Source organism: Dactylosporangium thailandense (assembly GCF_059739745.1).
On record NZ_AP029195.1, the window covers coordinates 10,885,680 to 10,912,673 of the forward strand.

Annotated in this window: 21 protein-coding genes and 2 pseudogenes; 10 read left to right on the plus strand and 13 right to left on the minus strand. The window is 72.7% G+C overall.

Going from position 1 to position 26,994, the window contains the following annotated elements; genetic code table 11:
• Positions 1 to 17 precede the first annotated feature (17 nt).
• Positions 18 to 986 (minus strand): RDD family protein, encoded by a 969-nt coding sequence (locus AC6JBM_RS48730; protein WP_497980381.1) that lies wholly within the window; start codon positions 984 to 986, stop codon positions 18 to 20.
• Positions 987 to 1,079: 93 nt separating this feature from the next.
• On the opposite strand from AC6JBM_RS48730, the gene AC6JBM_RS48735 reads away from it, so the two are divergent.
• Complete coding sequence (locus tag AC6JBM_RS48735) at positions 1,080 to 2,078, plus strand: stage II sporulation protein M (RefSeq protein WP_497980382.1); 999 nt, start codon at positions 1,080 to 1,082, stop codon at positions 2,076 to 2,078.
• Here AC6JBM_RS48735 and AC6JBM_RS48740 read toward each other — a convergent pair.
• Entirely contained in the window at positions 2,035 to 3,000 is a 966-nt protein-coding gene (locus tag AC6JBM_RS48740; RefSeq protein ID WP_497980383.1) for a LysR family transcriptional regulator, read from the minus strand. The two genes, AC6JBM_RS48735 and AC6JBM_RS48740, sit on opposite strands and share 44 nt — an antisense overlap.
• A 92-nt stretch (positions 3,001 to 3,092) precedes the next feature.
• Here AC6JBM_RS48740 and AC6JBM_RS48745 point away from each other — a divergent pair, with 92 nt between their 5' ends.
• Positions 3,093 to 4,322, plus strand: coding sequence for an MFS transporter (locus AC6JBM_RS48745; protein WP_497980384.1), 1,230 nt, complete (start codon positions 3,093 to 3,095; stop codon positions 4,320 to 4,322).
• On the opposite strand, the gene AC6JBM_RS48750 is transcribed toward AC6JBM_RS48745, so the two are convergent.
• The 5 genes from AC6JBM_RS48750 to AC6JBM_RS48770 are packed head-to-tail and all read right to left on the minus strand — an operon-like array spanning position 4,289 to position 9,474.
• Complete coding sequence (locus AC6JBM_RS48750; protein ID WP_497980385.1) at positions 4,289 to 5,635, minus strand: DUF58 domain-containing protein; 1,347 nt, start codon at positions 5,633 to 5,635, stop codon at positions 4,289 to 4,291. The genes AC6JBM_RS48745 and AC6JBM_RS48750 overlap by 34 nt on opposite strands.
• Positions 5,632 to 6,621 carry an AAA family ATPase gene (locus tag AC6JBM_RS48755; RefSeq protein ID WP_350612153.1) on the minus strand — a complete coding sequence of 330 codons (990 nt, stop codon included), beginning with the start codon at positions 6,619 to 6,621 and terminating at the stop codon, positions 5,632 to 5,634. Before AC6JBM_RS48755 ends, AC6JBM_RS48750 begins: the two co-directional genes overlap by 4 nt.
• A gap of 5 nt (positions 6,622 to 6,626) precedes the next feature.
• Entirely contained in the window at positions 6,627 to 8,054 is a 1,428-nt protein-coding gene (locus AC6JBM_RS48760; RefSeq protein ID WP_497980386.1) for a DUF4350 domain-containing protein, read from the minus strand.
• A complete protein-coding gene (locus tag AC6JBM_RS48765) occupies positions 8,051 to 8,620 on the minus strand; it encodes a DUF4129 domain-containing protein (protein ID WP_497980387.1) in 570 nt (189 codons plus the stop codon). Before AC6JBM_RS48765 ends, AC6JBM_RS48760 begins: the two co-directional genes overlap by 4 nt.
• Positions 8,617 to 9,474 carry a hypothetical protein gene (locus AC6JBM_RS48770; protein WP_497980388.1) on the minus strand — a complete coding sequence of 286 codons (858 nt, stop codon included), beginning with the start codon at positions 9,472 to 9,474 and terminating at the stop codon, positions 8,617 to 8,619. The genes AC6JBM_RS48765 and AC6JBM_RS48770 overlap by 4 nt, the downstream gene beginning before the upstream one ends.
• 140 nt (positions 9,475 to 9,614) lie before the next feature.
• Between AC6JBM_RS48770 and mtrA the strand changes: the two genes are divergently transcribed.
• The 5 genes from mtrA (at position 9,615) to hpf (ending at position 15,959) form a co-directional block, all read left to right on the plus strand.
• A complete protein-coding gene (gene mtrA, locus AC6JBM_RS48775) occupies positions 9,615 to 10,304 on the plus strand; it encodes an MtrAB system response regulator MtrA (RefSeq protein WP_223098678.1) in 690 nt (229 codons plus the stop codon).
• Positions 10,305 to 10,380: 76 nt separating this feature from the next.
• Positions 10,381 to 11,979 (plus strand): MtrAB system histidine kinase MtrB, encoded by a 1,599-nt coding sequence (mtrB, locus tag AC6JBM_RS48780; RefSeq protein WP_497986706.1) that lies wholly within the window; start codon positions 10,381 to 10,383, stop codon positions 11,977 to 11,979.
• Positions 11,976 to 13,928: an LpqB family beta-propeller domain-containing protein gene (locus AC6JBM_RS48785; protein ID WP_497980389.1), complete on the plus strand. Its 1,953-nt coding sequence runs from the start codon at positions 11,976 to 11,978 to the stop codon at positions 13,926 to 13,928. Before mtrB ends, AC6JBM_RS48785 begins: the two co-directional genes overlap by 4 nt.
• 39 nt (positions 13,929 to 13,967) lie before the next feature.
• Complete coding sequence (locus AC6JBM_RS48790; RefSeq protein WP_497980390.1) at positions 13,968 to 14,978, plus strand: ComF family protein; 1,011 nt, start codon at positions 13,968 to 13,970, stop codon at positions 14,976 to 14,978.
• 333 nt (positions 14,979 to 15,311) lie between these two features.
• On the plus strand, positions 15,312 to 15,959 hold the full coding sequence (hpf, locus tag AC6JBM_RS48795) for a ribosome hibernation-promoting factor, HPF/YfiA family (protein WP_350612100.1): 648 nt from the start codon (positions 15,312 to 15,314) through the stop codon (positions 15,957 to 15,959).
• Positions 15,960 to 16,180: 221 nt separating this feature from the next.
• Here hpf and AC6JBM_RS48800 read toward each other — a convergent pair whose 3' ends face one another.
• The 3 genes from AC6JBM_RS48800 to AC6JBM_RS48810 are packed head-to-tail and all read right to left on the minus strand — an operon-like array spanning position 16,181 to position 19,574.
• Positions 16,181 to 17,335 (minus strand): glycerophosphodiester phosphodiesterase, encoded by a 1,155-nt coding sequence (locus AC6JBM_RS48800; protein WP_497980391.1) that lies wholly within the window; start codon positions 17,333 to 17,335, stop codon positions 16,181 to 16,183.
• 41 nt (positions 17,336 to 17,376) lie between these two features.
• On the minus strand, positions 17,377 to 18,429 hold the full coding sequence (locus AC6JBM_RS48805; protein ID WP_497980392.1) for a GNAT family N-acetyltransferase: 1,053 nt from the start codon (positions 18,427 to 18,429) through the stop codon (positions 17,377 to 17,379).
• Positions 18,426 to 19,574 carry a GNAT family N-acetyltransferase gene (locus tag AC6JBM_RS48810; RefSeq protein ID WP_497980393.1) on the minus strand — a complete coding sequence of 383 codons (1,149 nt, stop codon included), beginning with the start codon at positions 19,572 to 19,574 and terminating at the stop codon, positions 18,426 to 18,428. Before AC6JBM_RS48810 ends, AC6JBM_RS48805 begins: the two co-directional genes overlap by 4 nt.
• Positions 19,575 to 19,746: 172 nt before the next feature.
• Between AC6JBM_RS48810 and secA the strand changes: the two are divergent.
• Together secA and AC6JBM_RS48820 are read left to right on the plus strand one after the other, a co-directional pair.
• Positions 19,747 to 22,415: pseudogene (gene secA, locus AC6JBM_RS48815) on the plus strand (preprotein translocase subunit SecA); the annotation flags it as partial.
• Positions 22,416 to 22,549: 134 nt separating this feature from the next.
• A pseudogene (locus AC6JBM_RS48820) lies at positions 22,550 to 22,672 on the plus strand (SEC-C metal-binding domain-containing protein); the annotation flags it as partial.
• Positions 22,673 to 23,911: 1,239 nt separating this feature from the next.
• Here AC6JBM_RS48820 and AC6JBM_RS48825 read toward each other — a convergent pair.
• Complete coding sequence (locus AC6JBM_RS48825; protein ID WP_497980394.1) at positions 23,912 to 24,994, minus strand: Rv3235 family protein; 1,083 nt, start codon at positions 24,992 to 24,994, stop codon at positions 23,912 to 23,914.
• 211 nt (positions 24,995 to 25,205) lie between these two features.
• Positions 25,206 to 25,439: a helix-turn-helix domain-containing protein gene (locus tag AC6JBM_RS48830; RefSeq protein WP_350612106.1), complete on the minus strand. Its 234-nt coding sequence runs from the start codon at positions 25,437 to 25,439 to the stop codon at positions 25,206 to 25,208.
• A 103-nt stretch (positions 25,440 to 25,542) separates the two neighbouring features.
• Between AC6JBM_RS48830 and AC6JBM_RS48835 the strand changes: the two genes are divergently transcribed.
• Positions 25,543 to 26,055: a DUF6912 family protein gene (locus AC6JBM_RS48835; protein ID WP_497980395.1), complete on the plus strand. Its 513-nt coding sequence runs from the start codon at positions 25,543 to 25,545 to the stop codon at positions 26,053 to 26,055.
• Here AC6JBM_RS48835 and AC6JBM_RS48840 read toward each other — a convergent pair.
• The gene (locus AC6JBM_RS48840) at positions 26,052 to 26,918 is read right to left on the minus strand and encodes a hypothetical protein (protein WP_497980396.1); all 867 of its coding nucleotides are present in this window, start codon (positions 26,916 to 26,918) and stop codon (positions 26,052 to 26,054) included. The genes AC6JBM_RS48835 and AC6JBM_RS48840 overlap by 4 nt on opposite strands.
• Between the last annotated feature and the right edge of the window lie 76 nt (positions 26,919 to 26,994).

Below are 26,994 nucleotides of genomic sequence, written 5' to 3' on the forward strand. Positions count from 1 at the left end.
CGTGCGGGACCGCCTGGTCAGGCGTGCGGGACCGGCGGGCGCGGCATCGGCGGCCGGTCGGCCGGCGGCTGCGGCGGCGCCCACGAGCTGGTCACGCTGGGCTGGTGCTTCGGGGGCTGGAAGCGCGGCGTGACGACCGCGTACAGCCCCGGCCACACCGCCGCCGAGGCCGCCCGGGCCTTCGCCAGGCGGTGGCTCGACCGCCGGTGCCGCTCGGCCAGGACCGCGGCCAGGTAGGCCCAGCCCGGCACGCCCGGGGGCGGCGGGGGCGTCGTGCGCTGCGACACCTCGCGGGCGAGGGCCTGGCCCAGGGCCGTGCGCGCGGGCTCGGCGATCTCGCGGTTGCGGGCCAGGAAGTGCCGCACGGCCAGCGCCAGGCTGTCGTCCAGCCCGGTCAGGTCGAGCAGGGCGGCCCAGCGCACCAGGGGCGGGGGCATGGCCGGGACCCAGCCCCAGCCGGCCGGGGTGCGCTCGTGGATCACGATCGTGCCGGCGACCAGGTCGCCGATGCGCTTACCGCTCGGGTTCAGCATCAGCACGCCCAGGCTGCCCAGCCAGGAGACCACCGGGAAGAGCAGGCCCGGCCACTCGACCGCCATGCCGACGAGGGCGCGGGCGAGAGCGTGGCGGAATCGCACCGGGCCGCCGTCGTCGCGGACCACGCGCAGCCCCATCGCCGCCTTGCCGGGCGTCCGGCCGCGCAGGAGGGTCTCCCAGAACACCGGATACCCGATCAGGGTGACGGCCAGCAGGATCACGATGATCGCCTGGAACAGGCCCCCGTCGAAGACGTTCGCGCGCAGGGTCAGCCAGACCACCAGGGCGGTGGCGAAGAGCAGCGCGACCAGCAGCAGGCACTGGAGCACGATGTCGAGCATCAGGGCGAGGACGCGGGAACCGGCCCGGGCCACGCGCACCTCGAGCTCGACGGCCTCGCCGCTGACGAGGCGCTCGCCGGGGGCGGCCGCGGCCGAGGGGTCGGTCATGGCTGACAGTTTGCTACAGCCGCGCACCTCGTGGGGGCCGCAGCCGGGCAGAACGGGCACCCGGGGCGTGCGGGGGCCGTCTACGCTGCCGGAGTGGACCTGGACGCCTTCGTCGCCGAGCACAACATCGAGTGGCGGCGCCTGGAGGAGCTGGCGAAGCGCCGCAAGCTCGGCGCGGCCGAGGCGGACGAGCTCGTGGCGCTGTACCAGCGCGCCGCCACCCACCTGAGCCTCATCCGCAGCCGCTCGCCCGACCCGATTCTGGTCGCGCGGCTGTCCCGGCTGGTCCTGAGTGCCCGCAACGCGCTCACGGGCACCCCCTCGTTCTCGCCCGCCACGGTGGTGCGCTTCTTCACCCACACCTTCCCGATGGCCGTGTACCGCGCGTGGCCCTGGTGGTGCGGCGTGGCGACCGTGTTCTCGCTGTTCACGTTCGCGCTGATGGGATACGTGGCGGCCAACCCCTCGGTGGCCGGGTACTTCCTCTCCGACGCCCAGATCAGCGCGCTGGTCAACGAGGAGTTCGAGGGCTACTACAGCCAGTACCTCCCGCAGAACCAGTTCCTGCGCGTGTGGACCCACAACGCGCTGCTCACCGGCGAGTGCCTGGCCGCGGGCGTGGTCTTCTTCCCCGTCGTGTACCTGCTGTTCCAGAACGCCATGAACGTCGGGCTCATCGGCGGGGTCATGATCGGCTACGGCCGAGCCGACACGTTCTTCGGGCTCATCGTCCCGCACGGCCTGCTGGAGCTGACCGCCGTGTTCGTCGGGGCGGGCGTGGGCCTGCGCATCGGCTGGTCCTGGGTCGCCCCGGGCCCGCTGCGCACCCGCGGCCGCGCGCTCGCCGAGACGGCGATGGAGGGCATGCTGGTCGCCCTCGGGCTCGTCGCCGTGCTCCTGGTCAGCGGCCTGCTGGAGGCGTTCGTGACCCCGGCGAGCATGCTGCCCTACATCGTGCGCGACTTCATCGGCTTCGTGGTCTGGGCCGCGTTCCTGGTCTACGTCTTCGTGCTCGGGCGCCGGGCCCACCTGGAGGGCGCGACGACGGCTATCGAGGGAGAGATCGCCCAGGAGTCGCTCCCGGTCGCCTGACCCACGCGGGCGTCCAGACCTCGCCGTCCGGGGCCGCGTGCTTCGCGACCGCGTACGAGCGCAGCCGGTCGAGTCCCGGGTGCGGGTTGTCCAGGCGCCAGAGCAGCGACATCGGGTAAATCGGGGCCGGCCCGCGCACCGGGATGCGGCGCAGGTCGTACGCGTCCGGCCACATGTACCACGAGCCCGCCCCGACCAGCGTGGACACCGTGGGGGACTCGGCGATCTCGGCCAGCAGCGCCTCGTTGCCGAAGATCGGCCCGACCACGTCGATCGTGAGGCCGAAGGCGGCGGCGAGCTCGTCGTAGTACGCGGCCCACTCGGTGCCGGGGGCCAGCCCCGGCATGCGGATGCGGTGCCCCACGAGCGCCGCCGGCGTCACCGACTCGGCGTCGGCGAGCGGGTGGCGCGGCCCCACGAGCAGCTCGTGCGGCTCGTCGATCACGCGGGCGGCCCCGATCCCCTCCGGCAGCCGGTGCGCAGGCCCGGGCACGGCGTGGAAGGTGGCGTCGATCGTCCCGGCCTGCAGCGCCGCCACGGCCGCGTCCACGTCGCCGCTGAGCGTCACGACGTCGAGGTCGATGCGGGGGTACTCCCGGTAGAACTCCTGCAGCAGCACCGCCGCCGCGATCCGGCGGTTGACGACGTCGACGCGCAGGGCCCGCTTCCCGGGTCGCACCGAGGCGTCCGCGCGCTCGGCGACGCGCAGCAGTTCCCGCGCGTGCGGCAGGAACGCCTGCCCGTCGACGGTGAGCCGGGCGCCGCGGGCCGTGCGGGTGAACAGGCGCACCCCGAGATCCCGCTCGAGGGCCGCGATGCGCTTGGACACGGCCTGCTGCGTGACCGCCAGCTCCGCCGCGGCGACCTGGAACTGCCCGGCGTCCGCGGCGGCGACGAAGGTACGCACGGCGTCGAGATCCACGCCGCCGACCCTATGTGCACAACGGGCCGTTGTGGCGCCCCGGCGGGCGCGTTGTTTGATCGCGGCGGCCCCGGCCTGCTGAGATCGGCGGCGTGGCTCGACGGGATCTGGGTGCGCGGTTCGGCTGGCTGTGGGCGGCGTACGCGGTCAGCGCGTACGGCTCCGGACTCGGCTTCGGCGCCCTCCCGCTCATCGCGGTCCTCGCGCTGGACGCCGGCCCGGGCCAGGTGTCCGCGCTCTCGGCGATCGGCCCGGCGGTCGGCGCGCTGATCGCGCTCCCGCTCGGCCCGTGGGTCGAGTTCCGGCGCAAGCGGCCGGTGATGATCGCCATGGACGTGGCCCGGTTCGCCGCGATGATGACCATTCCGGTCGCGTACGCCATCGGGATCCTCGGCTTCGTCCAGCTGCTCGTGGTCTCGGCGGTCGTCGCGGCGGCCAAGATCGCGTTCAACTCGGCGAGCGGCGCCTACCTCAAGCGGGTGGTCGAGCCCGGGGACCTGCTCGTGGCCAACGCCCGCCTCGAGTCGACGAACTGGAGCTCCATCGCGGTCGGGCCGCCGCTCGGCGGCGCCGCGGTCGGGCTGTTCGGGCCGGTCGCGAGCATCGTGGCGGACGCGGCGAGCTACTTGCTGTCGGCGCTGGGGATCGCCGCGATCCGGGACCGCGAGGAGCGCCCCGCGCCGCTCGTCCGCCGGACCCGGCTCGGCGAGCTGCTGGAGGGGTGGCGGTTTCTGTTCGGCCATCCCGGTCTGCGGCTGCTGTACGCGAACCAGGTGCTCGTGAGCGGCCTGATCATGGCGACCGAGCCGCTGCTGGCCGTGCTCCTGCTGCGCGAGCTCGGGTTTCCGCCGTGGCAGTACGGGCTCGCCTTCGCCGCTCCCTGCCTCGGCGGGCTGCTCGGCTCGCGCCTGGCGCCGCGGGTCGTGGCCCGGTGGGGCCGGCGGCGGGTCGTGCGCGTGGTCGGCACCCTGCGCGTGGTCTGGCTGGTCGGCCTCGCGTTCGTCCAGCCCGGTCCGGTCGGGCTCGCGACCGTGATCGCCGTCGAGCTCGCGATCATCGTGAGCATGAGCCTGTTCAACCCGGTCCTGGCCGCGTACCGGCTCGAGGAGATCCCGAAGGAGCGCGTCGCCCGCGCCCTGTCGGCCTGGTCGATCGGCAGCGGCCTGTCCATCGCCGTGCTGAGCGCGCTCGGCGGCGTGCTCGCCGACCTCACCGGCCCGCGCACGGCGCTGCTGGTCGCGGGCCTGCTGATCCTCGGCACCCCGGTGCTGCTGCCGCGGCTGGCGGATCAGAGCCGGCCGGTGGCCTTGAGCGCGAGGTAGTGATCGGTCAGCCGGGAGGCGAACTCGTCCGCGGGGGCGTCCACGACCTCGACGCCGTGGCGGCGCAGGGCGGCGGCGACCCGGTCGCGCTCGGCCAGGGCGCGCTGGGCGGCGGCCGCGGCGTACACGTCGGCCGGGGTGGCGTCGGGCGTCACGTGCGCCATGCGGATCAGCTCCGGGTCGTGCACGGCGGCGACGATCACCTTGTGCCGCGCGGCGAGCTGGGGCAGCACGGGCAGCAGCCCCTCGCCGAGCGCGCCGGGCTCCAGGGCGGTGAACAGCACGACCAGGGCCCGCTTGCGCTCGCGGCGCAGCACCTCGCCCGCGACCAGGCCGAAGTCGGTCTCCACCAGCGCCGGCTCCAGCGGGGCCATGGTCGTGACCAGGCGGAACAGCAGCGTGCGCTTGTCGACGTTGGTGACCGACGCGCGCACGGCGGTGTCCACGGCCAGCAGGTCGACGCGGTCGTCCGCGCGGGCGGCCACGGATGCGAGCAGGAGGGCGGCGTCCATGGCCGCGTCCAGGCGGGGCTCGTCGCCGATGCGGGCGGCGGAGGTGCGGCCGGTGTCGAGCACGCACACCAGGCGCCGGTCGCGCTCGGGCCGCCAGGTGCGCACCACGACGTCGGAGCGCCGGGCGCTGCCCCGCCAGTCGATCGAGCGCACGTCGTCGCCGACCACGTATTCGCGCAGCGTGTCGAACTCGGTGCCCTGGCCGCGGCCCCGGGTCACCACCGAGCCGTCCAGCACGCGCAGGCGCGAGAGCTTCTCCGGCAGCAGGCGGCGGCTGTGGAAGCGCGGGTACACCCGCAACCGCCACGCCGGCGTGAGACGGTCCGCGGTTCGCCGGCTCGTCTGGCGGTACATCAGCCCGAGCGGCCCGACCGAGCGCACCAGCACCCGCACGGCCGGGCGGTCGCCGCGCCGCGTCGGGGTGAGCGTGGTGGCCACGGCGACCGCGCGGCCCGGCTCGATCCGCACGTCGTGCATCGCGGGCGCGGCGCCCGCGGACGGCACCCAGGCGTCGCGCACCCGGCCGGTGAGGACCCGGTCGGAGCGGTTCTGCAGCAGCAGGCTCACCTGGCCGGACTCGCCCAGCCAGAGCGACTGGTCGCCGGTGCGGCTCATCCGCAGCAGCTTCGGCGACGCGGCGTTGTGCCAGTCCAGCGCGCACGCGCCGGCGACGGCGAGCACGAGCACCCCGGCCGCGACCCACAGCCCGGCGGCCGGGATCGTGTCGCCCGCGATGACGCCGACGAGCGCCAGGATCACGGCCCCGCCGCCGAGCAGCGCCGCGGCCCGCCAGGTGATCATCGCGGGGTCGGCACGGTGGCCAGCACCGACTCGAGCACGTTGTCCGTGGTGACACCCTCGAGCTCGGCCTCGGCCCGCAGGCGCACGCGGTGGCGCAGCGTCGGGCGGGCCAGGGCCTTCACGTCGTCCGGGGTCACGTAGTCGCGCCCGGTGAGCCAGGCCCACGCCTTGGACGCGGCCAGCAGCGCGGTCGCCCCGCGCGGGGAGGCGCCCAGCTCCAGCGACGGCGAGGTGCGGGTCGCGCGGCAGAGATCGACGATGTACGCCAGGACACCGTCGGCCACCTGCACCCGCTGCACCGCGGCGCGCCCGAGGGCCAGGTCGGCCGCGGTGGCCACCGACTGCACGCCGGCCTCGCGCAGCTTGCGCGGGTCGAAGCCGCGGTGGTGCGCCCGCAGCACGCCGAGCTCCTCGTCGCGGGTCGGCAGCGGGACCGTGAGCTTGAGCAGGAACCGGTCGAGCTGGGCCTCCGGCAGCGGGTAGGTGCCCTCGTACTCGATCGGGTTCTGCGTCGCGGCGACCAGGAACGGGTCGGGCAGCGGGCGCGCGGTGCCCTCGACCGACACCTGCCGCTCCTCCATGACCTCCAGCAGCGAGGCCTGGGTCTTCGGCGGGGTCCGGTTGATCTCGTCGGCGAGCAGCAGGTTGGTGAAGACCGGCCCCTCGCGGAACTGGAACTCCGCGGTGCGGGCGTCGAAGATCAGCGAGCCGGTGACGTCGCCGGGCATCAGGTCGGGGGTGAACTGCACCCGCTTCGAGTCGAGGTCCAGCGCCGCGGCGATGGTGCGGATGAGCAGCGTCTTGGCGACGCCGGGCACGCCCTCCAGCAGCACGTGGCCGCGGGCGAGCAGCGCGATGACCATGCCGGTCACCACCGCGTCCTGCCCGACGACGACCTTGGCCACCTCGGCGCGCAGGCGCCCGAGCGCGGCCCGGGCCTGCTGCGCGCCGGCCTCCGGCGAGCCTTCGATCAGCGGGGTGGCGATGTCGGTCACCGTGGCTCTCCTTCGAATGGGGCGGCCGGGGCCGGCTGCGTCCCGGGTTGTTCGGTTGTGACGGCGTTGACCAGCTGCTCGAGGCGCTGCGCCGCGGCGACCAGCTCGTCGTCGGTGTCGGGCGGCGGCCCGAAGAGCGTGTGCTCGACCGAGGGCGGCGGCCAGCCGCTGCTCGCCGCGACCGCCGCGACCAGAACCGGCCGCTCGACGTCGGGCGCGAGGCGCAGCAGCCGGACCAGCCGGGCCAAGGCGGCGTCGCGCAGCACCTGCAGCGACTCGCCGCGGGCCTTCGCGCGCTGGTAGAGCCGGCCCCGGCCGATCGCGGTCTCGCTGGAGCGCACGACCACCGGCAGCGGCTCGACCACGGGCGCGCCGAGCCGCCGGGCCATCGCCACCGCGAGCGCGATGACGCCGAGCACGACGAGGGCGGTCGCGACGTACGTCCACGGCGGGAACGCGCTCCAGAGCGGGTTGGGCGGCTCCCGCGGCGGCTTCGGGTCCTCGTTCTTCGAGTTGGCCTGGCTCGTGGGCTGGTTGCCGGTGGCGCGCTGGCCCGGCTGCGGGAAGTCGCGGTCGGCCGGGTCCGCCGGGTTGGACGGGTCGACGGGGCGCAGCGACGGCGGCGCGCCCGAGGCCCCCGCGAGCGCGGGGTCGTTCGTGATGCCGGGCGGGGGTTCGCGCCGGTGCAGGTCCAGCCAGATGAGCCGGGGCGCCGCGGTGAGCAGCCCGGTGGCGAGCGCCGCGTTGCCGTGCTCGCCGATGCGGTCGTTGCGGAACACGTCCGCCGAGCCCACGACGGTCACGGTGACGGCGGCGCGCTCGTACACCACCAGTGAGTCGGCGTAGCAGCGCGCGACCTCGCGGCCGAGGTCCTCGTCCAGCGAGCCGTAGCGGGTGCGCACCACCGCCGCGGTCCCGGCCTTGGCCGCGGGCGCGTAGGAGCAGCCGGGCGCGGCGGTCTTGGCGATGTAGTTGCGGCTCGTGCCCCGCATCGGCAGCAGCCCGTCGACGATCGCGCTCGCGTTCGGCTCGACGATCACCACGCGGGTCGAGGACGGGAGGACCTTGAGCATGCGCAGGTAGTACTTGTGCATCAGCTGCGGCGTGGTGATCAGCAGCGTGGCGTTGCCGGCCGAGGCGGCGACGAGCGCGTCGGAGCTCTTCTGCTCGGCGACGACCTCGACGCCCGCCCGGCGCACCCGGTCGGCGAGGTCGGCCGCGCCGATGCCGGCCCGGCTGGTGGGGGAGAGGAACGCGGGGTCGTCGTCGCTCGGCTCGCCCGCCTGGTAGACGAGCGTGCCCACGAGCATGAGCAGCAGCGTGGCCGCCGGGGGCACGACGAGTCGCAGCCATCGCCAATTGCGCGGCTTCTTGGGCTTCTTCGCCGTTGCCGACGGCGTCGGCTGCGTCGCCGTCGTGGTCATCGGCCGACCTCCGCGGCGAGTTCCCGCATGCGACTGTCGTGCTCGGCGGTGGCCGGACGCTCGCCGTACCAGATGTCGGAGAAGATCCCGGACGCGCTGCGCATGGGCGCCTCGACGGCGGGGCGGGCCGCGCCGGCCGCGCGGGCCAGCTCGGTGACGGTCATCCCGGGCGCGTGCTCGAGGACCTGGCGCTCGACGAGGCCGCGGACCATCGAGCGGAGTCGCTCGCGGACGGCCTCGGCGTAGCGGCCCTCGGCGGCGAGCCGGTCGGCCAGGGAGGCGAACACGTGCGCGGGCAGCTCGGGGACCTCCTCGCCATCGGACGGCTCCGCCTCGGGCTCGGGCTCCTCGTCCGCGCCGAGGTCGACGTCGAGCTGCTCGCTGTCCTGCTTGGCCTTGCGCTGGCGGCGCAGGCGCAGGCTGGGGAAGCGCCGGGGGATCCATCTCGGGTAGAAGTAGTACAGCAGGCCGAACGCGATCGCGGCGACGATCAGCAGCAGCGTCGCCAGCGGCACGCCGATCAGGTCGTCGACGGCCTGCAGAAAGCCGGCCCAGGCCCGGGTCATCGGACCGCCGCCCCGAGGATGACCGATCCGGCCAGGTCGATCGGGCGGTTGAGACGGCGCAGGCGCCCGATCGCCACGTCCAGCCCCTCCACCCGCATCCGGATCTCCAGGTAGAGCACGGCGTCGACGCAGGCGAGCATCGCGTATGCCACCGTGTCGACGACCACCCAGACGGCGACCATGGCGATCGCGTAACCGGTGGTGTAGGGCCGCAGCCAGATCTCGAGCAGCGCCCCGCCGCCGAGGCCGAGGGCGATGCGGATGGCCGCCCAGCTGACGTAGCCCCCGACCCGGATGGACATGCCCCGCAGCCCGCGCCCGGCGAGCTTGAACGAGCGTCCGATGGCCGCGAACGGCCCGACGCGGTCGACCACCAGGGCGGCCGGGGCGAGCCCGAGCAGCCCGTAGAGCAGCGGCCAGGGCAGCATGAGCATGAACGCCGTGACGAAGATCAGGGCGGTGGTCGCCAGCGCGATCACGCCCAGCGGTAGCGCGCGGCGGGCCACCTGGCGCAGCAGGTCCCGGCCGCGGGCTTTGCGGCCGAGCAGGCCCGGGCCGGCCGCGGCGCCCGCGAACCCGCCGAGCAGCGTCAGGATCCCGGCCTCCAGCGCCATGGAGACGCAGAACACCATCCAGGACTCGGCGGGGTGGTCGTCGAGGTCGAGCCAGTAGGCCGGCGGCCGCATGTGCGCCCACTCCCGCAGCGGGTAGAGCAGCACCTGCTGGACGGCGGAGAGCACGAAGGCGGTGCCCAGCAGCAGCGGGGCCTGGGCACGCAGTAGCGACACGGCGGCGTCGAGCAGCTCCCCGAAGGTGAGCGGACGCATCGGTATCACGGCCCGGGTCTCCTCCACGCGGGACACCGTAGTCGGCCCGCGCGACTCCGGGTGGCCTGATTACCGAGCGTCACGAGATCGACACTACCGGGCGCGAAAATTCCAAGATCGGCGATCGGGTTCCCAACTTCGGGCGTCGAGGTGAAATATTGGACCGCATGAGAGCCCGTGTCCTGGTGGTCGACGACGACCCCGCCCTCGCCGAGATGCTCGGCATCGTCCTGCGCAGCGAGGGCTTCCTGCCGTCCTTCGTCGCAGACGGTGAGCGCGCTCTTGCCGCTTTCCGGGACACCCGCCCCGACATCGTGCTGCTCGACCTCATGCTCCCCGGGATGAGCGGGATCGACGTGTGCCGGTCCATCCGGGCCGAGTCGGGCGTGCCGATCGTGATGCTCACCGCCAAGAGCGACACGGTCGACGTGGTGCTGGGCCTGGAGTCGGGTGCCGACGACTACGTGATGAAGCCGTTCAAGCCCAAGGAGCTCGTCGCCCGCATGCGCGCGCGGCTGCGCCGGGGCGAGGACGTGGCGCCGGAGCTGCTGACCATAGGGCCGCCGGGGAACCAGATCACCATCGACGTGCCCGCGCACACCGTGATGCGCGACGGCGAGGAGGTCAAGCTGACCCCGCTCGAGTTCGACCTGCTGGTCGCGCTCGCCCGCAAGCCGCGGCAGGTGTTCACCCGCGAGGTGCTGCTCGAGCAGGTCTGGGGCTACCGCCACGCGGCCGACACGCGCCTGGTCAACGTTCACGTGCAGCGCCTGCGGGCCAAGATCGAGCCGGATCCCGAGAAGCCGGAGATCATCCTGACCGTGCGTGGCGTCGGCTACAAGGCCGGGACCGGATAGGCCTTTCGTGGTGCGCATCGACCCCATCATCGTGCGAGCCCGCCGTCTGCGACCCCGGCGGCTCGTCCCGCAGGCCATGAGCCGGCGGCTGCGCCGGCTCTGGGCCGTCGCCCGCCGGCAGTGGCGCCGCTCGCTGCAGTTCCGGGTCGTCGGCATCACGCTGTCGCTCTCCGCCGCGCTCGTGCTGGCCTTCAGCTACACGGTCGCGTCGCTGATCAGCAACAGCGTGCTGGAGGGCAAGCTCGACCAGTCCAAGTCGATGATCGACAGCGGGTCCTCCTACGCGATGCGCGAGCTCGCCGGCTTCACCCAGCCCGACGACCCGGGCCTGCCGCCGAGCGTGAAGAACGTCGTCACCCAGCTCTACGGGTCGATCAACAACCAGCGGGCCGAGGTCGTCATGCTGCGCCGCAGCGGGCCCCTGGCCGCCTCCTGGCCGCCCACCCGCGACAAGGACGTGATGAACGACCCGCAGGTCAATGGCCTGCGGTCACTCGTGGTCGGGTCGAAGGGCGGCACCTACCAGCAGATCGCCACGCTGAACATCGGCGACGGCACGCAGAAATACCTCGTGATGGGCACCCCCGTCGCGGTGGGCTCGGTGCCGATCGAGCTGTACTACGTGATTCCCCTCGACAACGAGGACGAGCTCGTCCGGTTCACGGGCGCCGTCGTGACCGGGACCGGCATCGCGCTCGTCGCACTGCTCGCCCTCATCGCGGCCATGATGACCCGGCTCGTGGTCACGCCCGTGCGGGTGGCCGCGCGCACCGCCCAGCGGCTCTCGGCCGGCCTGCTCGATCAGCGCATGGTGGTGCGCGGGGAGGACGATCTGGCGCGGCTCGCCGCCGCGTTCAACCAGATGGCCGCCAACCTCCAGCGCCAGATCGTGCGGCTGGAGGAGATGTCCCGGCTGCAGCGGCGGTTCACCTCCGACGTGTCGCACGAGCTGCGGACGCCGCTGACGACCGTGCGGATGGCGGCCGACCTGCTCTTCGCCTCGCGCGACGAGTTCGACCCGGCCGCGGCCCGCAGCGCGGAGCTGTTGCAGGCCGAGCTCGACCGGTTCGAGGGCCTGCTCACCGACCTGCTGGAGATCAGCCGGTTCGACGCCGGGTTCGCCGCGCTGGACGCCGAGCCCACCGACCTGGTCCCCGTCGTGCGGCGGGTCACCGACCAGCTCCAGTCGCTCGCCGAGCGGTGCAAGGTCGAGCTGAAGGTCGTCGTGCCCGAGGGCGACGTCATCGCCGAGGTCGACCCGCGCCGCGTCGAGCGCGTGCTGCGCAACCTCGTCGGCAACGCGGTCGAGCACGGCGAGGGCAAGCCGGTCGTGGTGACCCTGGCCGCCGACAGCTCGGCCGTCGCCGTGACCGTCCGCGACCACGGCGTCGGGCTCAAGCCGGGGGAGGAGAAGCTGGTGTTCAACCGGTTCTGGCGCGCCGACCCCTCGCGCGCCCGGCAGACGGGTGGGACCGGCCTCGGCCTGTCCATCAGCCTCGAGGACGCCCGCCTGCACGGGGGCTGGCTGGAGGCCTGGGGCGCGGCCGGCAAGGGCGCCCAGTTCCGCCTCACGCTGCCGGCCCGCAGCGGGGACCGGCTGGTCTCCTCGCCGCTGCGGCTCGTGCCGGACGACGCCCGCGCCGACGAGGCCGCGCTGATCGGCGAGACCCCGTGACCCGCTCGTTCCGCCCTTCCCCGGCTCCGCCGGCTCCCCGGACCGTCGTGGCCGCCCGGCTGCGGCGGGGGCTGGCCATGGTGGCGACGCTCGCCGCGTTCGCCGTGCTCGGCGGCGGGTGCGGGCTGCCGTCGCATACCGAGCCGAGATACGCGGGCCCGGCGCAGAGCCCGGCCGCGGCCCAGGGCGGCCAGAAGACGCCGCCGAAGCCCACCGACGGGATGACCTCGGAGCAGCTGATCGAGCGGTTCCTGCAGGCGTCGGTCGGGGCCAACCTGGGTGGCGGCGGTGACGGGGGCGAGCCGGACGACGCCAACAAAGAGGCGCTGAAACGGATGAAGCTGTTCATGGTCGGCTCGACGGCCGACGCCTGGAAGCCGCAGAAGCCGGGCAGCGTGGTCATCGTGCGGGACCCGCGCATCGAGCCGGTCCCCAACGGCAACGGCCGCGACACCGCCGAGGTGAAGCTGACGCCGCTGGGTGTCCTCAACGCCAACGGCGAGGTCACCGGCTGGAAGGGTGGCCCGCTGCCGACGGCGACCTTCTCCACGGTCCTGGTCGGTGGCCAGCGCCGGCTGCAGGACGTGCCGACCGACTACATCTACATAAGCGAGTCGGGCCTGCGGGAGTGGTATGCGCAGCAGCCCATCTACTTCTGGAGCAACGGGGGCGACAGCCCGCGGCTGGTGCCGGAGCTGCGATACATGCCCAGCTCGCTGTCGCCGGCCAAGCAGGTGGCCGAGACGCTGGGGTGGCTGCAGAACGGCCCGGGGCAGCTGCTGTCGCCCGTGGTGAACAAGTGGTTGAACTCGTTGACGGTCCCGGACAACCCGGTCATCGAGGACAACGACATCAGGGTGAACCTCAACGGCAAGGCGGCCGCGCAGAGCAAGGACGACCTGGTCCGGCTCGCGTGGCAGATCCGCTGGTCGCTGCCCGACCACAAGCCGGTGAAGCTCACCATCGAGAACCAGGACTCCGGCGTGGACTCGGAGGGGTATCTCGACTACAACCCCGCGGTCGAGGCGGCGACGGTGGACCAGGGCAAGGTCTACGTGATCGTCAACGAGGCCGTGCGCAGCATGACCCTGAGCTCGGGTGTGACCGAAAACCCGCTGTTCATGCCCGGCGGTCAGAACAAGGGGGTCGTGTCGGCGGCGATCAACCGGCAGGGCAGCCGGGCGGCGCTCGTGACCAAGTCCCAGACCGCCGGCAAAAGCGAGCAGCACCTGCTCGTCTACACGCCGGACCAGTCGGTGGGCGGCACGCCCAAATACGCCGACGTCGGCATCGCCGCGCCGCGGCTGAGCCGGCCGGCCTGGATCAGCTATCCGGTCAAGCGCCTGATGATCGCCGATGGCAACCAGCTGTGGGTGAGCCGCACGGAGGAGGGCAACAAGGAGTACGACCCCGTGGAGCTCGGCGCGCTGTCGAGCGCGGCGATCACGGCCTTCGCGGTGGCGCCCGAGGGCCGGCGCATCGCGTTCGTCTCCAACCGGCAGCTCATGGTCGCGCCGCTGCTCTACGACAAGGACAGCAACAAGTTCAGCATCGGCACGGCGCAGCCGGTGACCACGTCGCTCGGCGACAGCCAGGCGGTCGGCTGGCTCACGGAGACGACGCTGGCCGTGGGCGGCAAGCCGTCCCCCCGGTCGGTGCACCCGATCGGTGTGGGCAACGACGGCCCGCGGTACAACATCGTGGCCGTCACCATCGACGGTGCGCAGGAGGAGCCGTTGCCGGCCTTCTCGCGCACGACGGACGCGGCGACGGACGTCACCCAGCTGGTGACGCGCGTGAACCGTCCGGGCTTCCCGCTGGACTACTCGATCGTCTCCGAGGCGAACGGGGTGGCCCAGCGCATGTACTCGACAAGCAACGACCCCATCCCCGTGACGCCGGAACCCAACCCCGCTGCACTCGTCACTGCCCCCTTCTACGCGGACTAAACCGGCCTGTGGTGGGGCTTGGCCGGGGTGGGTGAGTCGATGCGGGCTGGAGCGTGGGGGCTGGCGGAGTCGTTGCTCGACCTGGTGCTGCCGGCCACCTGTGCGGGGTGTGACGAGCCCTCGCCGCGGGCGTTGTGCGAGCGGTGCCGTTCGGCGATGGAGGGGGCCCGGCCGCAGCGGACCTCGCCGGATCCGTCGCCGGAGGGGATGCCGGTGACCTTCGCGCTCGCGGCGTACGCGGGGGCGGTGCGGCGGGCGATTGTGCAGTACAAGGAGAAGAATCGCCACGAGTTGAGCGGGGTGCTCGGGGCTCAGCTCGGCCGCGTGGTGGATCGGGCCGTGGCCGGTGGGCCGGTCGTGCTGGTGCCCGTCCCCGCCACGGCGGCGGCCGTGCGGCGGCGGCACGGGGATCACATGCTTCGCCTGGCCCGGGCGGCGGCGCGCGGGCGGCCCGGGGTCGCGATCGCGCGGCCGTTGCGGGCGCTTCCCCGGCACGACGACTCGGCGGAGCTCACGGCCGCCCGGCGCGCGGTGGCGGCCCGGCACGCGTTCGCGGTGCGGCCCCGGCCCGCGGCGGCGCTGCGGGCTCTGGTGAACCGTGAGGGCGCCGCGGTCGTACTCCTCGACGACATCGTCACCACCGGGGTCACCCTGGCCGCGGCGGCGGAACGGCTCGCGGGGGCGGGCGTGCGGGTCGACGGCGCGGCCGTGCTCGCCGCGACGCAGCGGGACGGGACTCGCCGCGGGGGCGCCAAGCGCGACGCGGTGCGGCGAGACACCGGCTGGGCGGCGGGCGATCGAGACTACGGCCGGGCGGCGCCGGACGGTGTGGTGGTTGGCGCGTCGGCCGGGCGGAGTCCGGTTCGGCGGGGTTTGGAGCGGATGCCGGCGGACGGTTCGGGGCGGGTGCCGGCGGATGGCTCGGCTCCGGGGGTGGCGGACGGCTCGGAGCGGGTGCCGGCGGACGGCGTGGTTCAGCGGGGTTCGGCTCGGCTGAGTGGACGACGGCGGGCCGGGTGGACGGTACGCGGCACTACGCTACGTCAGTAGTGGATCACGCGATTTGGTCGATTTATACCGAATGTTACTTCCTGCGTAGCGTGGGGTAATCCCTCGGGGTGGGTTTCGGGCGGGGAACTGACCGTTCTTTTGAACGGGGGGTGACTAGCGGCTGTCCTCGGTTTAACGTCGAGAGACGACCAATGCTCGCCACGGCGGCGCTCCTGGTGAGCCGCGGCGAGAAGGCCGCGAAGGGAGGACCTGACACCCGCTGTTCGGTCGCGTGCCGCGTGGGCTCAGCCTCTGGGGAGGCGCGTTCCGGCCGAGTCTCGATACCGAAACCCGAACCCGTTTCTCTGGAAGAACCCGTGGGGGAGGTCAGGAGTGGACATCGTCGTCAAGGGCCGCAACGTCGAGGTGCCCGATCACTACCGGCAGCACGTGGCAGACAAGCTGCAGAAGATCGAGCGCTACGACCACAAGCTCATCCGCGTCGACGTCGAGTTGTTTCACGAGCGCAATCCGCGCCAATCCGATCACTGCCAGCGAGTCGAGATCACGTGCTACTCACGTGGTCCGGTGATCCGAGCGGAGGCCTGCGCCGCCGACTTCTACAGCGCCCTGGACGCCGCGATCAGCAAGCTTGACAGCCGGCTGAGCCGCGCCGCAGATCGGCGGCGAGTGCACCGGGGCCGGCACGCGCCGGTGTCCGTCGCCGCCGCGACCGCGTCACTCGCATTCACGCCACCCGAGCGGCACACCACGACCGCGCTCGCCACCAGGGCCGAAACGCCGGTCCAGGCCGAGCGCGCCGAGGGCTTCGAGCTCATCGAGGAAGCCGACGACCAGCCGTGGCACATCGTGCGCGAGAAAGAACACCCCGGTGAGCCGATGACCGTGGACGATGCACTGTTCCACATGGAGCTGCTCGGCCACGACTTCTACCTGTTCAACGACAAGGAGTCGGGACGCCCGAGCGTGGTCTACCGCCGCCGTGCGTACGACTACGGCGTCATGAGCCTCGGCATGTAGCCGGAGCCCACGCCGAACATCTGTGTCGGGCTCGACGCCGGATCGTCGTCGAGCATCACACCGAGCACGACCGTGCCCCGGTGGGCCGTCCGCTGCCCCGGGTGGCCCACCGGGGCCGGTTGTCCAATCCCCTCACCGTCGGCCCGCGCAGCTGCGCGGGCCGACGGTCGTCCCACGCTGGGCGTCCGCGTCTGCGCCGGGCGTCCGCGCCGCGGGGCGGTTCAGCGGTTCGTGGCCTGTAGGTGCAGGTCGCGGGCCAGTGCCGCCGTGTCCGCGTAGTCGGCGAAGAGCCCGTCGAGGCCGGCGGCCAGGAAGACCCCGATCTCCTCGAGGACGTTGCCCCAGGCGTTGGGGTCGTTGCCGGTGCGCAGGTTCAGCGGCAGGAACTGGTTCTCGTTGCGGAACGTCCACGCGTGCACCTTCAGGCCGCGCGCATGCGCGTCGCCGATCAGCGGCGTGGGCGCCAGCAGGTTGCCGGCCGAGTCGCGGGCGACGACGAGGTTCTTCGTGGCGCCGACGCCGTCCGTGAACGCCTTGAGGTAGTCCAGGCCCGCGGGCTTGGCGAGGTCGGCCCAGGTGCGGGGGTCGCCGCTGGTGCGGAAGTCGAAGGGCTGCCCGGTGGCGTCGAGCAGTACGACCGATGGGGTGTCCACGAGACCGCGCAGCTTCTTGATGCTCGTCGGCTCGAACGACTGCAGGAACACGGCGGCCGTGCGCCCGGCGAGGCCGTTGCGCTTCAGGACCCGGGCGACCAGCGGCTCCAGCGCGAGGCCGATCGAGTTGAAGTAGGTCGGGTGCTTCGTCTCGGGGTACACGCCGATCGTCCGCCCGACGCGCTTGCCCTCCACGCGGGCGAGGTCGATGACCTCCTGGAACGTGGGCACCTCGAACAGGCCGTCGTAGATGGTGTTGTGCGGGCGCACCGAGGGCAGCCGCTCGACCGCGCGCAGGGTCTTGAGCTCGGCGAGCGTGAAGTCCTCGGTGAACCAGCCGGTCACCGTCAGCCCGTCGATCGTCTTGGTGGTCCTGCGCGAGGCGAACTGCGGCTTCGTCGAGACGTCCGTGGTGCCGCCGATCTCGTTCTCGTGCCGGGCGACGAGCTGGCCGTCCTTGGTCGGCACGAGGTCGGGCTCGATGTAGTCGGCGCCGAGGTCGATGGCGAGGCGGTAGGAGGCCAGCGTGTGCTCGGGGCGGTGGCCGCTGGCGCCCCGGTGGCCGATGACCAGCGGGCGGGCCGGGCGGTGGCGGTCGGTCGCGGTGGCGGAGGCGGTGCCCGAGGCGGTGTCGACGGCGTAGGCGGGGCTGACGAGGGCGGCGGGCAGCACGGCCGCACCGGCGGCGGCACCCACCCCGGAAATGACTGCACGACGGCGCATAGATGTTACGAAAGAGGCCGTACGGCAACGTCACGTGACGTTCAGGTGACCGATGGGCGCACCTTGGCGAACGCGATGTTGTCGATTCGCTCTCCGTCGGGTCCGGGGAGGCGGGCGAGCTGGAGCGCCTCGCGGTGGTACCCGGCCGCCTCCAGCACACGCTGGGAGGCCACGTTGTCCACGGCGGTGCCGGCGACCATGCGGGCCATGCCGATCTCGAAGCCCCAGTCGGTGACCAGGCGGGCGGCCCGCGATGCGTACCCGTGGCCGCGCGCCTCGGGCGTGAGGCTGTACCCGATCATCGCCTCCCGCAGCGCGGGCTCGAAGTAGAACAGCGCGATCTCGCCGAGGTACTCGTCGTCCGACGCCCGGCGGATGGTGAGCTCGGCCCGCTGCCCGGCCAGCCATTTCGAGGCGGCCTCGGCGCAGTGGCGCTCGACCACGGCCAGGTCCAGCGGGGCGGCGGCGACGGACCTTCCGCTCACGTCGGGCCGGATCCGCAAGGTGTACGTCGGGCCGGCGTCGGCCGGCACCAGGGGCCGCAGGGTCACCACGCCGTCGGTGAGCCGGCCCCCGGGCAGATCGGGCAGCGCCCGCGGGCTCGGGCCGACCGGATCGTCGTCGAGCAGCGCCCAGATCACCATGTCGAACCGCGAGCCGTCCGGCCGCCGCCCGCCCCCGCGCGCGATGCCCTCGCGGATGAAGCCGGCCGTCACCGCGACCCGTTGGCTGGCGATGTTCTCGGCCTCGATCTCGAGGTACAGCCGATGGAACTCGCCCTTGAAGAGCTCCCGGCTCAGCCGCCCGAGCGCGGCCGAGGCGACCCCGCGCCCGCGCGCCGCCGGGCTGACCCAGTAGCCGACCGAGGCGACGCCGGGGCCGCGCGGGATGAAGCCGATGCAGCCGAGCACCTCGCCGGTGGCCCCGTCGATCACCGCGCGCTCGTTGGCGCCGCGCTCGATGAAGTCCAGCGCGTCCGTGCGGGTGTACGGGTCCGGGAGCATCGGCAGGTACCGCCGCGTCGTCGGGTCGTTGACGGCGGCGACGATGGTCTCGGCGTCCTCGGGGCGCCACTGCCGCAGCTCGACGCTCATGTGAGGTCCCCCGGCAGCAGCGTGGCCACCCAGCCGTCCACGCGCTCGCCGCGCTGGACGCAACTGTCGCGCTGCACGCCCTCCACCTCGAACCCCACCTTCTCCGCCACCCGGCGGGACGCGTTGTTGCCCACGTGCGCGCGCCACACGATGCGGCCCAGCGCCAGACGCTCGAAACCGTAGGCGCACGCGGCCCGCACGGCCTCCGTGGTGTAGCCCTTCCCGCGCGCCCAGGGTGCCGCGGAGTACCCGACCTCGGCCGTCACCGGGTCCAGCGCGCTGATGCGCAGGTCGACGGTGCCGGCGAAGCGGTCGTCGCCGTCGGCGAACGCGAAGCCGACGCCCGTGCCGCGCAGCCACATCGCCGGGTACGCGTGGCGGATGAAGTCCAGGCCCTGCTCGGGGCGGTAGTCCAACGGGATCGAGGTCCACTGCACGGTGCCCGGGTCGCGGAAGGTGGCCACGACGTCGTCCAGGTCGCTCTCCCGCAGGAGGCGCAGCGTGCACGGGCCGGCCGGCAGGCGGCCGGGCGGGTGGCTGAGCGCCTGGGCCCGTCGCGCGCCCGGGCCGCCCGGCGCCACCCAGGCCGGCGGGGTGTCGCAGACCTCGCCCGGCAGCAGCACGCCGTGCCAGCCGTCGACGAAGCCGCCCCCGCGCGCGGGCAGCGCGGCGCGCGCGACCCCGTCGAAGGTGAACCCGATCCGCTCGGCGGTGAGCTTGGAGGCGTGGTTGCCCACCTCGGCGCGCCAGGTCAGCCGGCGCAGCCCCAGCACCTCGAACGCCCAGTGCGCGACCGCGCGCCCGGCGCGCTCGGCCACCCGGCGGCCCCGCGCCCACGGCGCCACCCAGGTGCCGAGCTCCGCGTTGCCGCCGGCCTTGTCCAGCACGACCAGCCCGGCCGAGGCGAGCAGTTCACCCGAGCGGGCGTCGAAGACCCCCAGCGGGGCTGAGGTCTGCTCCGCCCACGCCGTCCGGGTGACCGGCCCGGTGAAGTCCTCGGCGTGCTTGAGCAGGTAGGGGACGGGCACCATGGTCCAGCGCTGGATGAGCGGGTCCTGGCACGCCCGGAAGACGTCCACGGCGTCCTCGGGCTGCCAGGCGCGCAGGACGAGCCCGTCACCGGTGGCGAGTTCGATCGGGTCCATGAACGCCGATCCTGCCGTATCGTTCGGCGCCCTGAGACGGATATTTCCTCGGTACCTCGGGTGATTTGTCCTAGTATGGGGGTTAGTGTCCGAAGAGTAGCCAGGCAGGGGCGGCAGGTCGGCGGGAAAGCCGCCTACGATGGGTCGCAGACGTTTGAGGGAGCGCTGACCCGTGTCGATTTTCGAGAAGATCCTCCGCGCCGGCGAGGGCCGGATGGTGCGCAAGTTGAAGGCCGTCGCCGACGCCGTCAACTCGCTGGAGGACGAGTATGCCGACCTGACCGACGAAGAGCTCGCCGGCATGACCGAGCAGTTCAAGGAGCGGCTCGCCGACGGTCAGACGCTGGACGACATCCTGCCGGAGGCGTTCGCGGTCGCGCGCGAGGCGGCCTCCCGGGTGCTCGGCCAGCGCCACTACGACGTGCAGATCATGGGCGGCGCGGCCCTGCACTACGGCAACATCGCCGAGATGAAGACCGGTGAGGGCAAGACCCTCACCTGTGTGCTCCCGGCCTACCTCAACGCGCTGTCCGGCAAGGGCGTGCACGTCGTCACCACCAACGACTACCTGGCCCAGCGCGACGCCGAGTGGATGGGGCGGGTCCACCGCTTCCTCGGCCTCACCGTCGGCACGGTGCTGCCCAACCAGCCCTCCAGCGCGCACAAGGCCGCCTATGCGTGCGACATCACCTACGGCACGAACAACGAGTTCGGCTTCGACTACCTGCGCGACAACATGGCCTGGTCGCGCGACGAGCTCGTGCAGCGGGGCCACAACTTCGCGATCGTCGACGAGGTCGACTCGATCCTCATCGACGAGGCCCGCACCCCGCTGATCATCGCCGGCCCGGCCGAGCAGTCCGCCCGGTGGTATCAGGAGTTCGCCCGCGTGGTGAACCGCCTCAAGCGGGGCAAGGAGGGCGAGGCCGACTACGACGTCGACGAGTCGAAGCGGACCATCTCCGTCACCGAGCGCGGCGTCGCCAAGGTCGAGGACCAGCTGGGCATCGACAACCTGTACGAGTCGGTGAACACGCCCCTGGTCGGATACCTCAACAACGCGATCAAGGCCAAGGAGCTCTACAAGCGCGACAAGGACTACGTCGTCAACGAGGGCGAGGTCCTCATCGTCGACGAGTTCACCGGCCGCATCCTGCACGGCCGGCGCTACAACGAGGGCATGCACCAGGCCATCGAGGCCAAAGAGGGCGTCGAGATCAAGCAGGAGAACCAGACCCTTGCCTCGATCACCCTGCAGAACTTCTTCCGCCTCTACGGCAAGCTCTCCGGCATGACCGGAACGGCGCAGACGGAGGCCGCGGAGTTCAACAAGGTGTACAGCGTGGGCGTGGTCTCCATCCCGACGCACCGCTCGATGATCCGCGTGGACCACCCCGACGTGATCTACAAGACGGAGAAGGCGAAGTACAACGCCGTCGTCGAGGACATCGTCGAGCGCCACAGCCTCGGCCAGCCGATCCTCGTCGGCACCGTCTCCGTCGAGAAGTCCGAGCTGCTGTCCCAGCTGCTGCGCCGCAAGGGTGTCCCGCACGCCGTGCTGAACGCGAAGTTCCACGCCAAGGAGGCGGAGATCGTCGCGCAGGCCGGCCGCAAGGGCGCGGTGACGGTCGCGACCAACATGGCCGGCCGTGGCACCGACATCCTGCTCGGGGGCAACGCGGAATACCTCGCCAACGCCGAGCTGCGCCAGCGCGGGATCACCGAGGACGAGACGCCGGAGGAGTACGAGAAGGCGTTCGCGGAGATCCTGCCCGAGTTCGAGAAGCTGGTCGAGGAGGAGTCCGACGAGGTCACCGACGCCGGCGGCCTCTACGTGCTCGGCACCGAGCGGCACGAGTCCCGCCGCATCGACAACCAGCTCCGCGGCCGTTCCGGCCGGCAGGGCGACCCCGGCGAGTCGCGCTTCTACCTCTCGCTGCAGGACGAGCTCATGCGCCGCTTCCGCGCCAGCGCGGTCGAGGCCGTCATGGACCGGTTCAACATCCCCGAGGACGTGCCGATCGAGTCGAAGATGGTCACGCGCCAGATCAAGAGCGCGCAGACCCAGATCGAGGCGCAGAACGCGGAGATCCGCAAGAACGTTCTGAAGTACGACGAGGTGCTCAACAAGCAGCGCAAGGTCATCTACGCCGAGCGCAAGCGCGTGCTCGACGGCGAGGACCTCAGCGAGCAGGTCCGCAACATGATCGACGACGTCATCGGCGCCTACGTCGTCGGCGCCACCTCCCTCGGCGAGACCTCCGAGGACTGGGACCTCGAGCAGCTGTGGACCAGCCTCAAGCAGCTCTACCCGGTCGGCGTCACGATCGAGGACCTCGAGGAGGAGGCGGGCGGCCAGCTCGACCCCGAATTCCTGCGCGTCCAGCTCATCGAGGACGCCCACAGCGCGTACGACCGCCGCGAGGAGGAGCTCGGCGCCGAGGCCGTTCGCGAGCTCGAGCGTCAGGTGCTGCTCAACGTCATCGACCGTAAGTGGCGCGAGCACCTCTACGAGATGGACTACCTGCAGGAGGGCATCACCCTCCGCGCCTACGCGCAGCGCGACCCCGTGGTCGAGTACCAGCGCGAGGGCTTCGACATGTTCCAGCAGATGCAGGAGGGCATCAAGGAGGAGGCGATCGGCTTCCTCTTCAACCTCGAGGTCCACGTCGAGGAGGCGGTGGAGGAGCCCGTGGCCGCCGAGGCGGACGAGGAGACTCCTGCCGTGCCGCTGCCGGAGCCGCACGTCGAGATCCGCGCGAAGGGCCTCGGCGGAAGCCGCGCCCCCCCGCGCCCTCCAGTACTCCGCCCCGACCATCGACGGCGCGGCCGGCGAGTCCGGGGTCGTCATCGAGCAGGAGCAGGCCCCGGCCCTCGGCCTCGGCAGCGGCGCCAGCGGTGCCAACGGCTCGGCCGCGGGCCAGCGGCCGTCGCCCTCGGCCCGCCGCTCGGGTCCGCCGGCGCCGAACGCGGGCGCGCGCAAGCCTTCACCGGGCCAGGCGGCGGCGAGCAACGGCCCGTCGCGCAACGCGCCGTGCCCGTGCGGCTCGGGCAAGAAGTACAAGCGCTGCCACGGCGCCCCGGGCGGCCCCGCCTAACCCGGCCCCCTTTTGCGCTACCGAAACGGGCGCTCCCTGGTTCGCCAGGGAGCGCCCGCTTCTTTGGGCCCACATCCGGTCGCGACACCTGTCGGCTTCTGGCGCTGACCTCTGACCTGGACTCCGGCTCGGCCGCTGAACTCTGGCCCGTACCGCGGCTCGGGTTCGGGCGCTCGGCTCTGGTTCAAGCGCGGGCTCGCGGTTTGGGCGTTCGGCTCTGGTTCAAGCGCGGGCTCGCGGTTTGGGCGTTCGGCTCTGGTTCAAGCGCGGGCTCGCGGTTTGGGCGCTCGGCTCTGGTTCAACTGCGGGCTCGCGGTTTGGGCGCTCGGCTCTTGTTCTTGTGCCGGCTCGGACTCTCGTGCGGGTTCGGGCGCTCGGCTCTGGCCCCAGCGCGGGCTTCGGCGTTTGTGCGGGCGCGGCTCTCGCCCGGGCTTCGGCTCTGGCGCTGGGCCGCGGGTTGCACGCTGCGGATGCGCAGTTGCGGGCGCTTGGCGTCGTGGTGCTCATCCGGCCGGCCTGGAATTCGCAGCGCTCGTCGGGCGCGTTGGGGTTCATGCGCTGGCCGGGCGGGTTCCGGGTCCGTGGCACTTGCCGAGCGAGGGCGGGGTTCGTGGGTGCTGACGGGCGGGCGCGGAGTTCGCGGTGCTGACCAGCGGCCGGGTGCGTTCCGGGTTCGGGGCGCTCTCCGAGCGGGTTCGGGTTCGTGGGGTTCGCCGGGCGGGTTCGGGGTTGTCGGGGCGGGATTTGTGACGCTCGCCGGGTTCGAGGGTCAGCTGGGTGCGCGAGTGCACGGCGGACCGTCGAGCTGTTCATTACGAGTGAATCGGTCGGTGAAGGGGAGGGCGGCCGCCGCATGGGCTCTGGGGGAAATGCGGCGGCCGCGTCCAGCGCGGTGGTCTTCGGTTGTAGGCGGCCGCCGCGGGCCGGGCCCATTCGACCCGCGGCGGCCGCGCCATTGGTGGTGGTTGGAACCCAGTGCACCCGCCGCTTCATCGAGCTACCGAGCACACCGGGGGTACGCGTGGTGGGCGGCGGCCATCGCGCCCCGGCACGATTGGGCGCGATGGCCGCCTTGGAGGGGTTGTCCCGGCCCACCGAATCCGGGACGACCGCCCTCCGGAGCCGCCGCTCGTGTGCTGTCCCTCCCCGGAGCCACGAGCGGCGGGAGCGTTGACGGGGTCGGGCCGCTCGGCCCCGTGATCGGAGCGGCCCGGACCTCGCCGTCGCGGGTGAGGTGGCTCAGAGGACCTGGACCAGGGTGCAGACCCAGCCGAATACGCCGAAGTTGGGGCGGTTGGCCTTCTCGAAGCGCACGGCCATGGCCCAGCTCGACGTGCCGTGCTCGAGCACGACCACGCCTTCGGCCACGCCGGCCAGGGGTTCGGTCACGAGCACGCGGCGGACGCGGACGAGGGCGCCCTTGCGTGCGGCGTGGCTGGGGTTCATGCGGATGCGAACGGTCCGGCGCAGCACCTGATCGCTGACGTCCCCGAACTTCTGTGGGTGGGCCAGGGGGCGGAGTTGGCTCGGCGGGCGGTAGCCGTTGAGGATCTCCACGCACATGGCGGCGAAGCGCTTGACGGCCTGATACGAGTCGGATCGCACGGTCGGTTGCGGCGGGGCGGCCGGGAGCCTGGGCGCGCGCACCGGCGGCCGGGGCGCGGGAGCGGAGCCGGGCGGCCAGTCGAACGGCAGCGGCTCCATCGTGTAGCCGAGCGGGCGCGGCGGCTCGGGCGGCGGATTGACGATCGGCGGGTCCAGCGGCGGGGGCAGGCGCAGGATGACGGCGGGGGCGCCCGGGGTCGGCCTCGCGCTGGTCCGCAGGCCGCGGACCTCGGGGCTTCGGCTCGCTCTGGTGCGCGTATCGCCGGCCCGGCGCCGCGTCGGTGAGGTATCGGCTATGCGTGGGACGGCGCTGAGTGCCGGCCGTCGCTCATGGCCATCGTCGCGGTCTACCCCGTCGTCCGAGCCGCGGCCGGAGTCGGCGGACGGGGCGCGACTCGGGACGGCTCGCAAGCCGGCCCTGCGTCGCTGAACGGGGCCGGCCCGGAGATGGGCGGCATCGTCGCGAGCCGGAGCGTCGTCGCCGCCGGCGGCACCTCCTCGGGCCGTTCTCTTCCGTGGAGGAGCGTCGCTGTCTCGGATCGCGGGGCTTCTTCGAGGGGCGGTGCCGTCGCGGGCGGCCGTGGTCATGCGAGCGGACCTGCCGTTGCCGCTGCGGGCGGCCGTGGTCGTGTGAGCGGCGCTGCCGTTGCCGCTGCGGGTGGCCGCGGATCCGCCGCGTGAGCCGCTGCCCGGACGTTGCTCGGTCGACACCGTCATGAGAAGCCCCCCGATGCTTGCGTTTGCTTTCGTTTGCCTTCAGGAACCGTTGTATCGAGGGGGCGCGGTGCCGTCAAGAATGCTGCGGGGGCTTATGGCGGGGTATGGGCGGTTAAGACCGACTCGTCCTTTCGCGCGCGCGGGACTGCCGTGACCGATTCAGGCGGTACGAGCGAAATATGGAAAGTGGCGAAAGGCGTAAAGGCGCAGGTCAGTCGAGGTCTGGAGAGGGATCGACGAGGGGGTTGCTGCGCACCCACTCGGCCGTCTCCGCGTACTTGCGCTCGATGTACTCCTCGAGCTTGCTCCGCTCGATGCGCCACTGGCCGCGTCCGCCGACCTTGATCGCCGGCAGCTCCCCGCTGCGCACCATGTGGTACACCTGCGAGGCAGACACGTTCAACTGCTCGGCAACATCGGCCATGAGCAGGAATCGCGGCTCCATCGCCTCAGTTTGCCACCGTTCGCTTAGCACTGGTTACGACGAATCGGTCCGACACGCCCGACATGCGTGTCGAAACCCGGGCAAGGGTGTAGTACAAGGAAGCGTGACGACGGACCTCACGCGCGTGTACCTGCCCGCGACGCTCGCTCAGCTCACCGTGCTGCGGGAGAGTGGCGAGCTGCCGCCGCCGACCGAGGCGCACGCGGTCACGCCCTCGCTGCGGGAGTGGTACGCCGAGGGCGACGAGGAGGAGCTGGAGTACGTCGCCTTCACGCGTGCCGCCCAGAGCGGTCTGCGGCTGCTGCGGCACGACGCGAAGGCGCCTCGGCGCCGGGTCGTGCTCTCGGCCGACCTGCCGGGCGCGATGGTGAAGATGAACGGGCTCGATCTCGGCTCGAGCAACGTCGAGATCTCCGGGAAGATCGCGCTGCGCACCGTGGCCGCGATCCATGTGGACGGCCACGACGCCGAGGCCGACGTCGCCGCGGCGGCCGATGTGGTCGAGGAGGCGGAGGCGGGCGACCCGGATGCGCAGTTCACTGTGGACGGCGCCGAGGATCACGAGCTGGAATGGTATGACCCCTCCGAGCTCGACCAGCTCGTCGACCGGGCCTAAGCGCGTTTGAGGGTGCGCCCGACCAGGATCATCGCCACGAACGCGCCCGCGAACAGCAGGATCAGCCCGTGGTTGACCTGCTCGGGGAGCCGGTTGGCGATGATCGCCGCGTCGAATTCGCTCTGCTTTGCCACCGCGTGCGACAGCGGCAGAGCGCCGATCCAGCCGACCAGCGCCGCCGCGAGGGTGAGCAGCCCGGGGAAGGCCCCGGCCAGCGGGTACGACGGCCACGGCAGTGCGAGCCCGGTGCGCCGCAGGTAGCCGAAGGCCATGGCGCCGGCCGCGATGCCGGAGGCGATCGAGGTCGTGAGCTGGAGCCGGTACGCCGCGTCGGCCATGCTCCCGACCGTCTCCCGGTTGCCGAAGAGGTCGGCGAGGTCGTTCTGGAAGTACGCCGCCAGGAGCCCGATCGCCGAGGCCAGCACGCCCGCCGCCGCGCCGGCCGCGACCGCGCTGATCGGGTGCGCCGCGGCGATGAGGCCGCCCAGCACCCCGGTGACGGCCACCGTGACGGCGACGTAGGCCACGGAGGGGCCCGAGTGGTACGCCGCGAGCATCCCGCCCATCGCGAGCAGCCCGACGGGCAGGCCGCCGAGGGCGCCGTACAGCAGCCGCCCGCGCGCCCCGGCCTCGGCCGCGAAACGCCCGACGGCCAGGACTCCGACGGCCGCCCCGGCGATCAGCGTCGGGGTCAGCACGCCCGGCAGCACCAGCGCGGCGACGGCGGCGTCGGGGACGTGCCCGTACGCCGAGAAGAGCGTCAGGAACAGCAGCACGAGCGCGAACGCGGCCACGAACACCGCACGCGCCGGCCGCCACGTCTCCACTGCCGGCTCCGCCACCGCAGCACGCTTCGCACCCACGATCTGCAGCGTACGCGAGTTCCTTTTGGAGCCCGCCTGTGGACAACTTCGAGCAGTCCGTGAGTGCGTGGGAGGA

Coding starts and splice junctions, on each gene's coding strand:
- AC6JBM_RS48730 (WP_497980381.1), bottom strand. CDS start 986: ATGACCGACCCCTCGGCCGCGGCCGCCCCCGGCGAGCGCCTCGTCAGC.
- AC6JBM_RS48750 (WP_497980385.1), bottom strand. CDS start 5,635: ATGATCACCTGGCGGGCCGCGGCGCTGCTCGGCGGCGGGGCCGTGATC.
- AC6JBM_RS48760 (WP_497980386.1), bottom strand. CDS start 8,054: ATGACCACGACGGCGACGCAGCCGACGCCGTCGGCAACGGCGAAGAAG.
- AC6JBM_RS48765 (WP_497980387.1), bottom strand. CDS start 8,620: ATGACCCGGGCCTGGGCCGGCTTTCTGCAGGCCGTCGACGACCTGATC.
- mtrA (WP_223098678.1), top strand. CDS start 9,615: ATGAGAGCCCGTGTCCTGGTGGTCGACGACGACCCCGCCCTCGCCGAG.
- mtrB (WP_497986706.1), top strand. CDS start 10,381: ATGAGCCGGCGGCTGCGCCGGCTCTGGGCCGTCGCCCGCCGGCAGTGG.
- AC6JBM_RS48790 (WP_497980390.1), top strand. CDS start 13,968: ATGCGGGCTGGAGCGTGGGGGCTGGCGGAGTCGTTGCTCGACCTGGTG.
- AC6JBM_RS48800 (WP_497980391.1), bottom strand. CDS start 17,335: ATGCGCCGTCGTGCAGTCATTTCCGGGGTGGGTGCCGCCGCCGGTGCG.
- AC6JBM_RS48805 (WP_497980392.1), bottom strand. CDS start 18,429: ATGAGCGTCGAGCTGCGGCAGTGGCGCCCCGAGGACGCCGAGACCATC.
- AC6JBM_RS48810 (WP_497980393.1), bottom strand. CDS start 19,574: ATGGACCCGATCGAACTCGCCACCGGTGACGGGCTCGTCCTGCGCGCC.
- AC6JBM_RS48825 (WP_497980394.1), bottom strand. CDS start 24,994: ATGACGGTGTCGACCGAGCAACGTCCGGGCAGCGGCTCACGCGGCGGA.
- AC6JBM_RS48830 (WP_350612106.1), bottom strand. CDS start 25,439: ATGGAGCCGCGATTCCTGCTCATGGCCGATGTTGCCGAGCAGTTGAAC.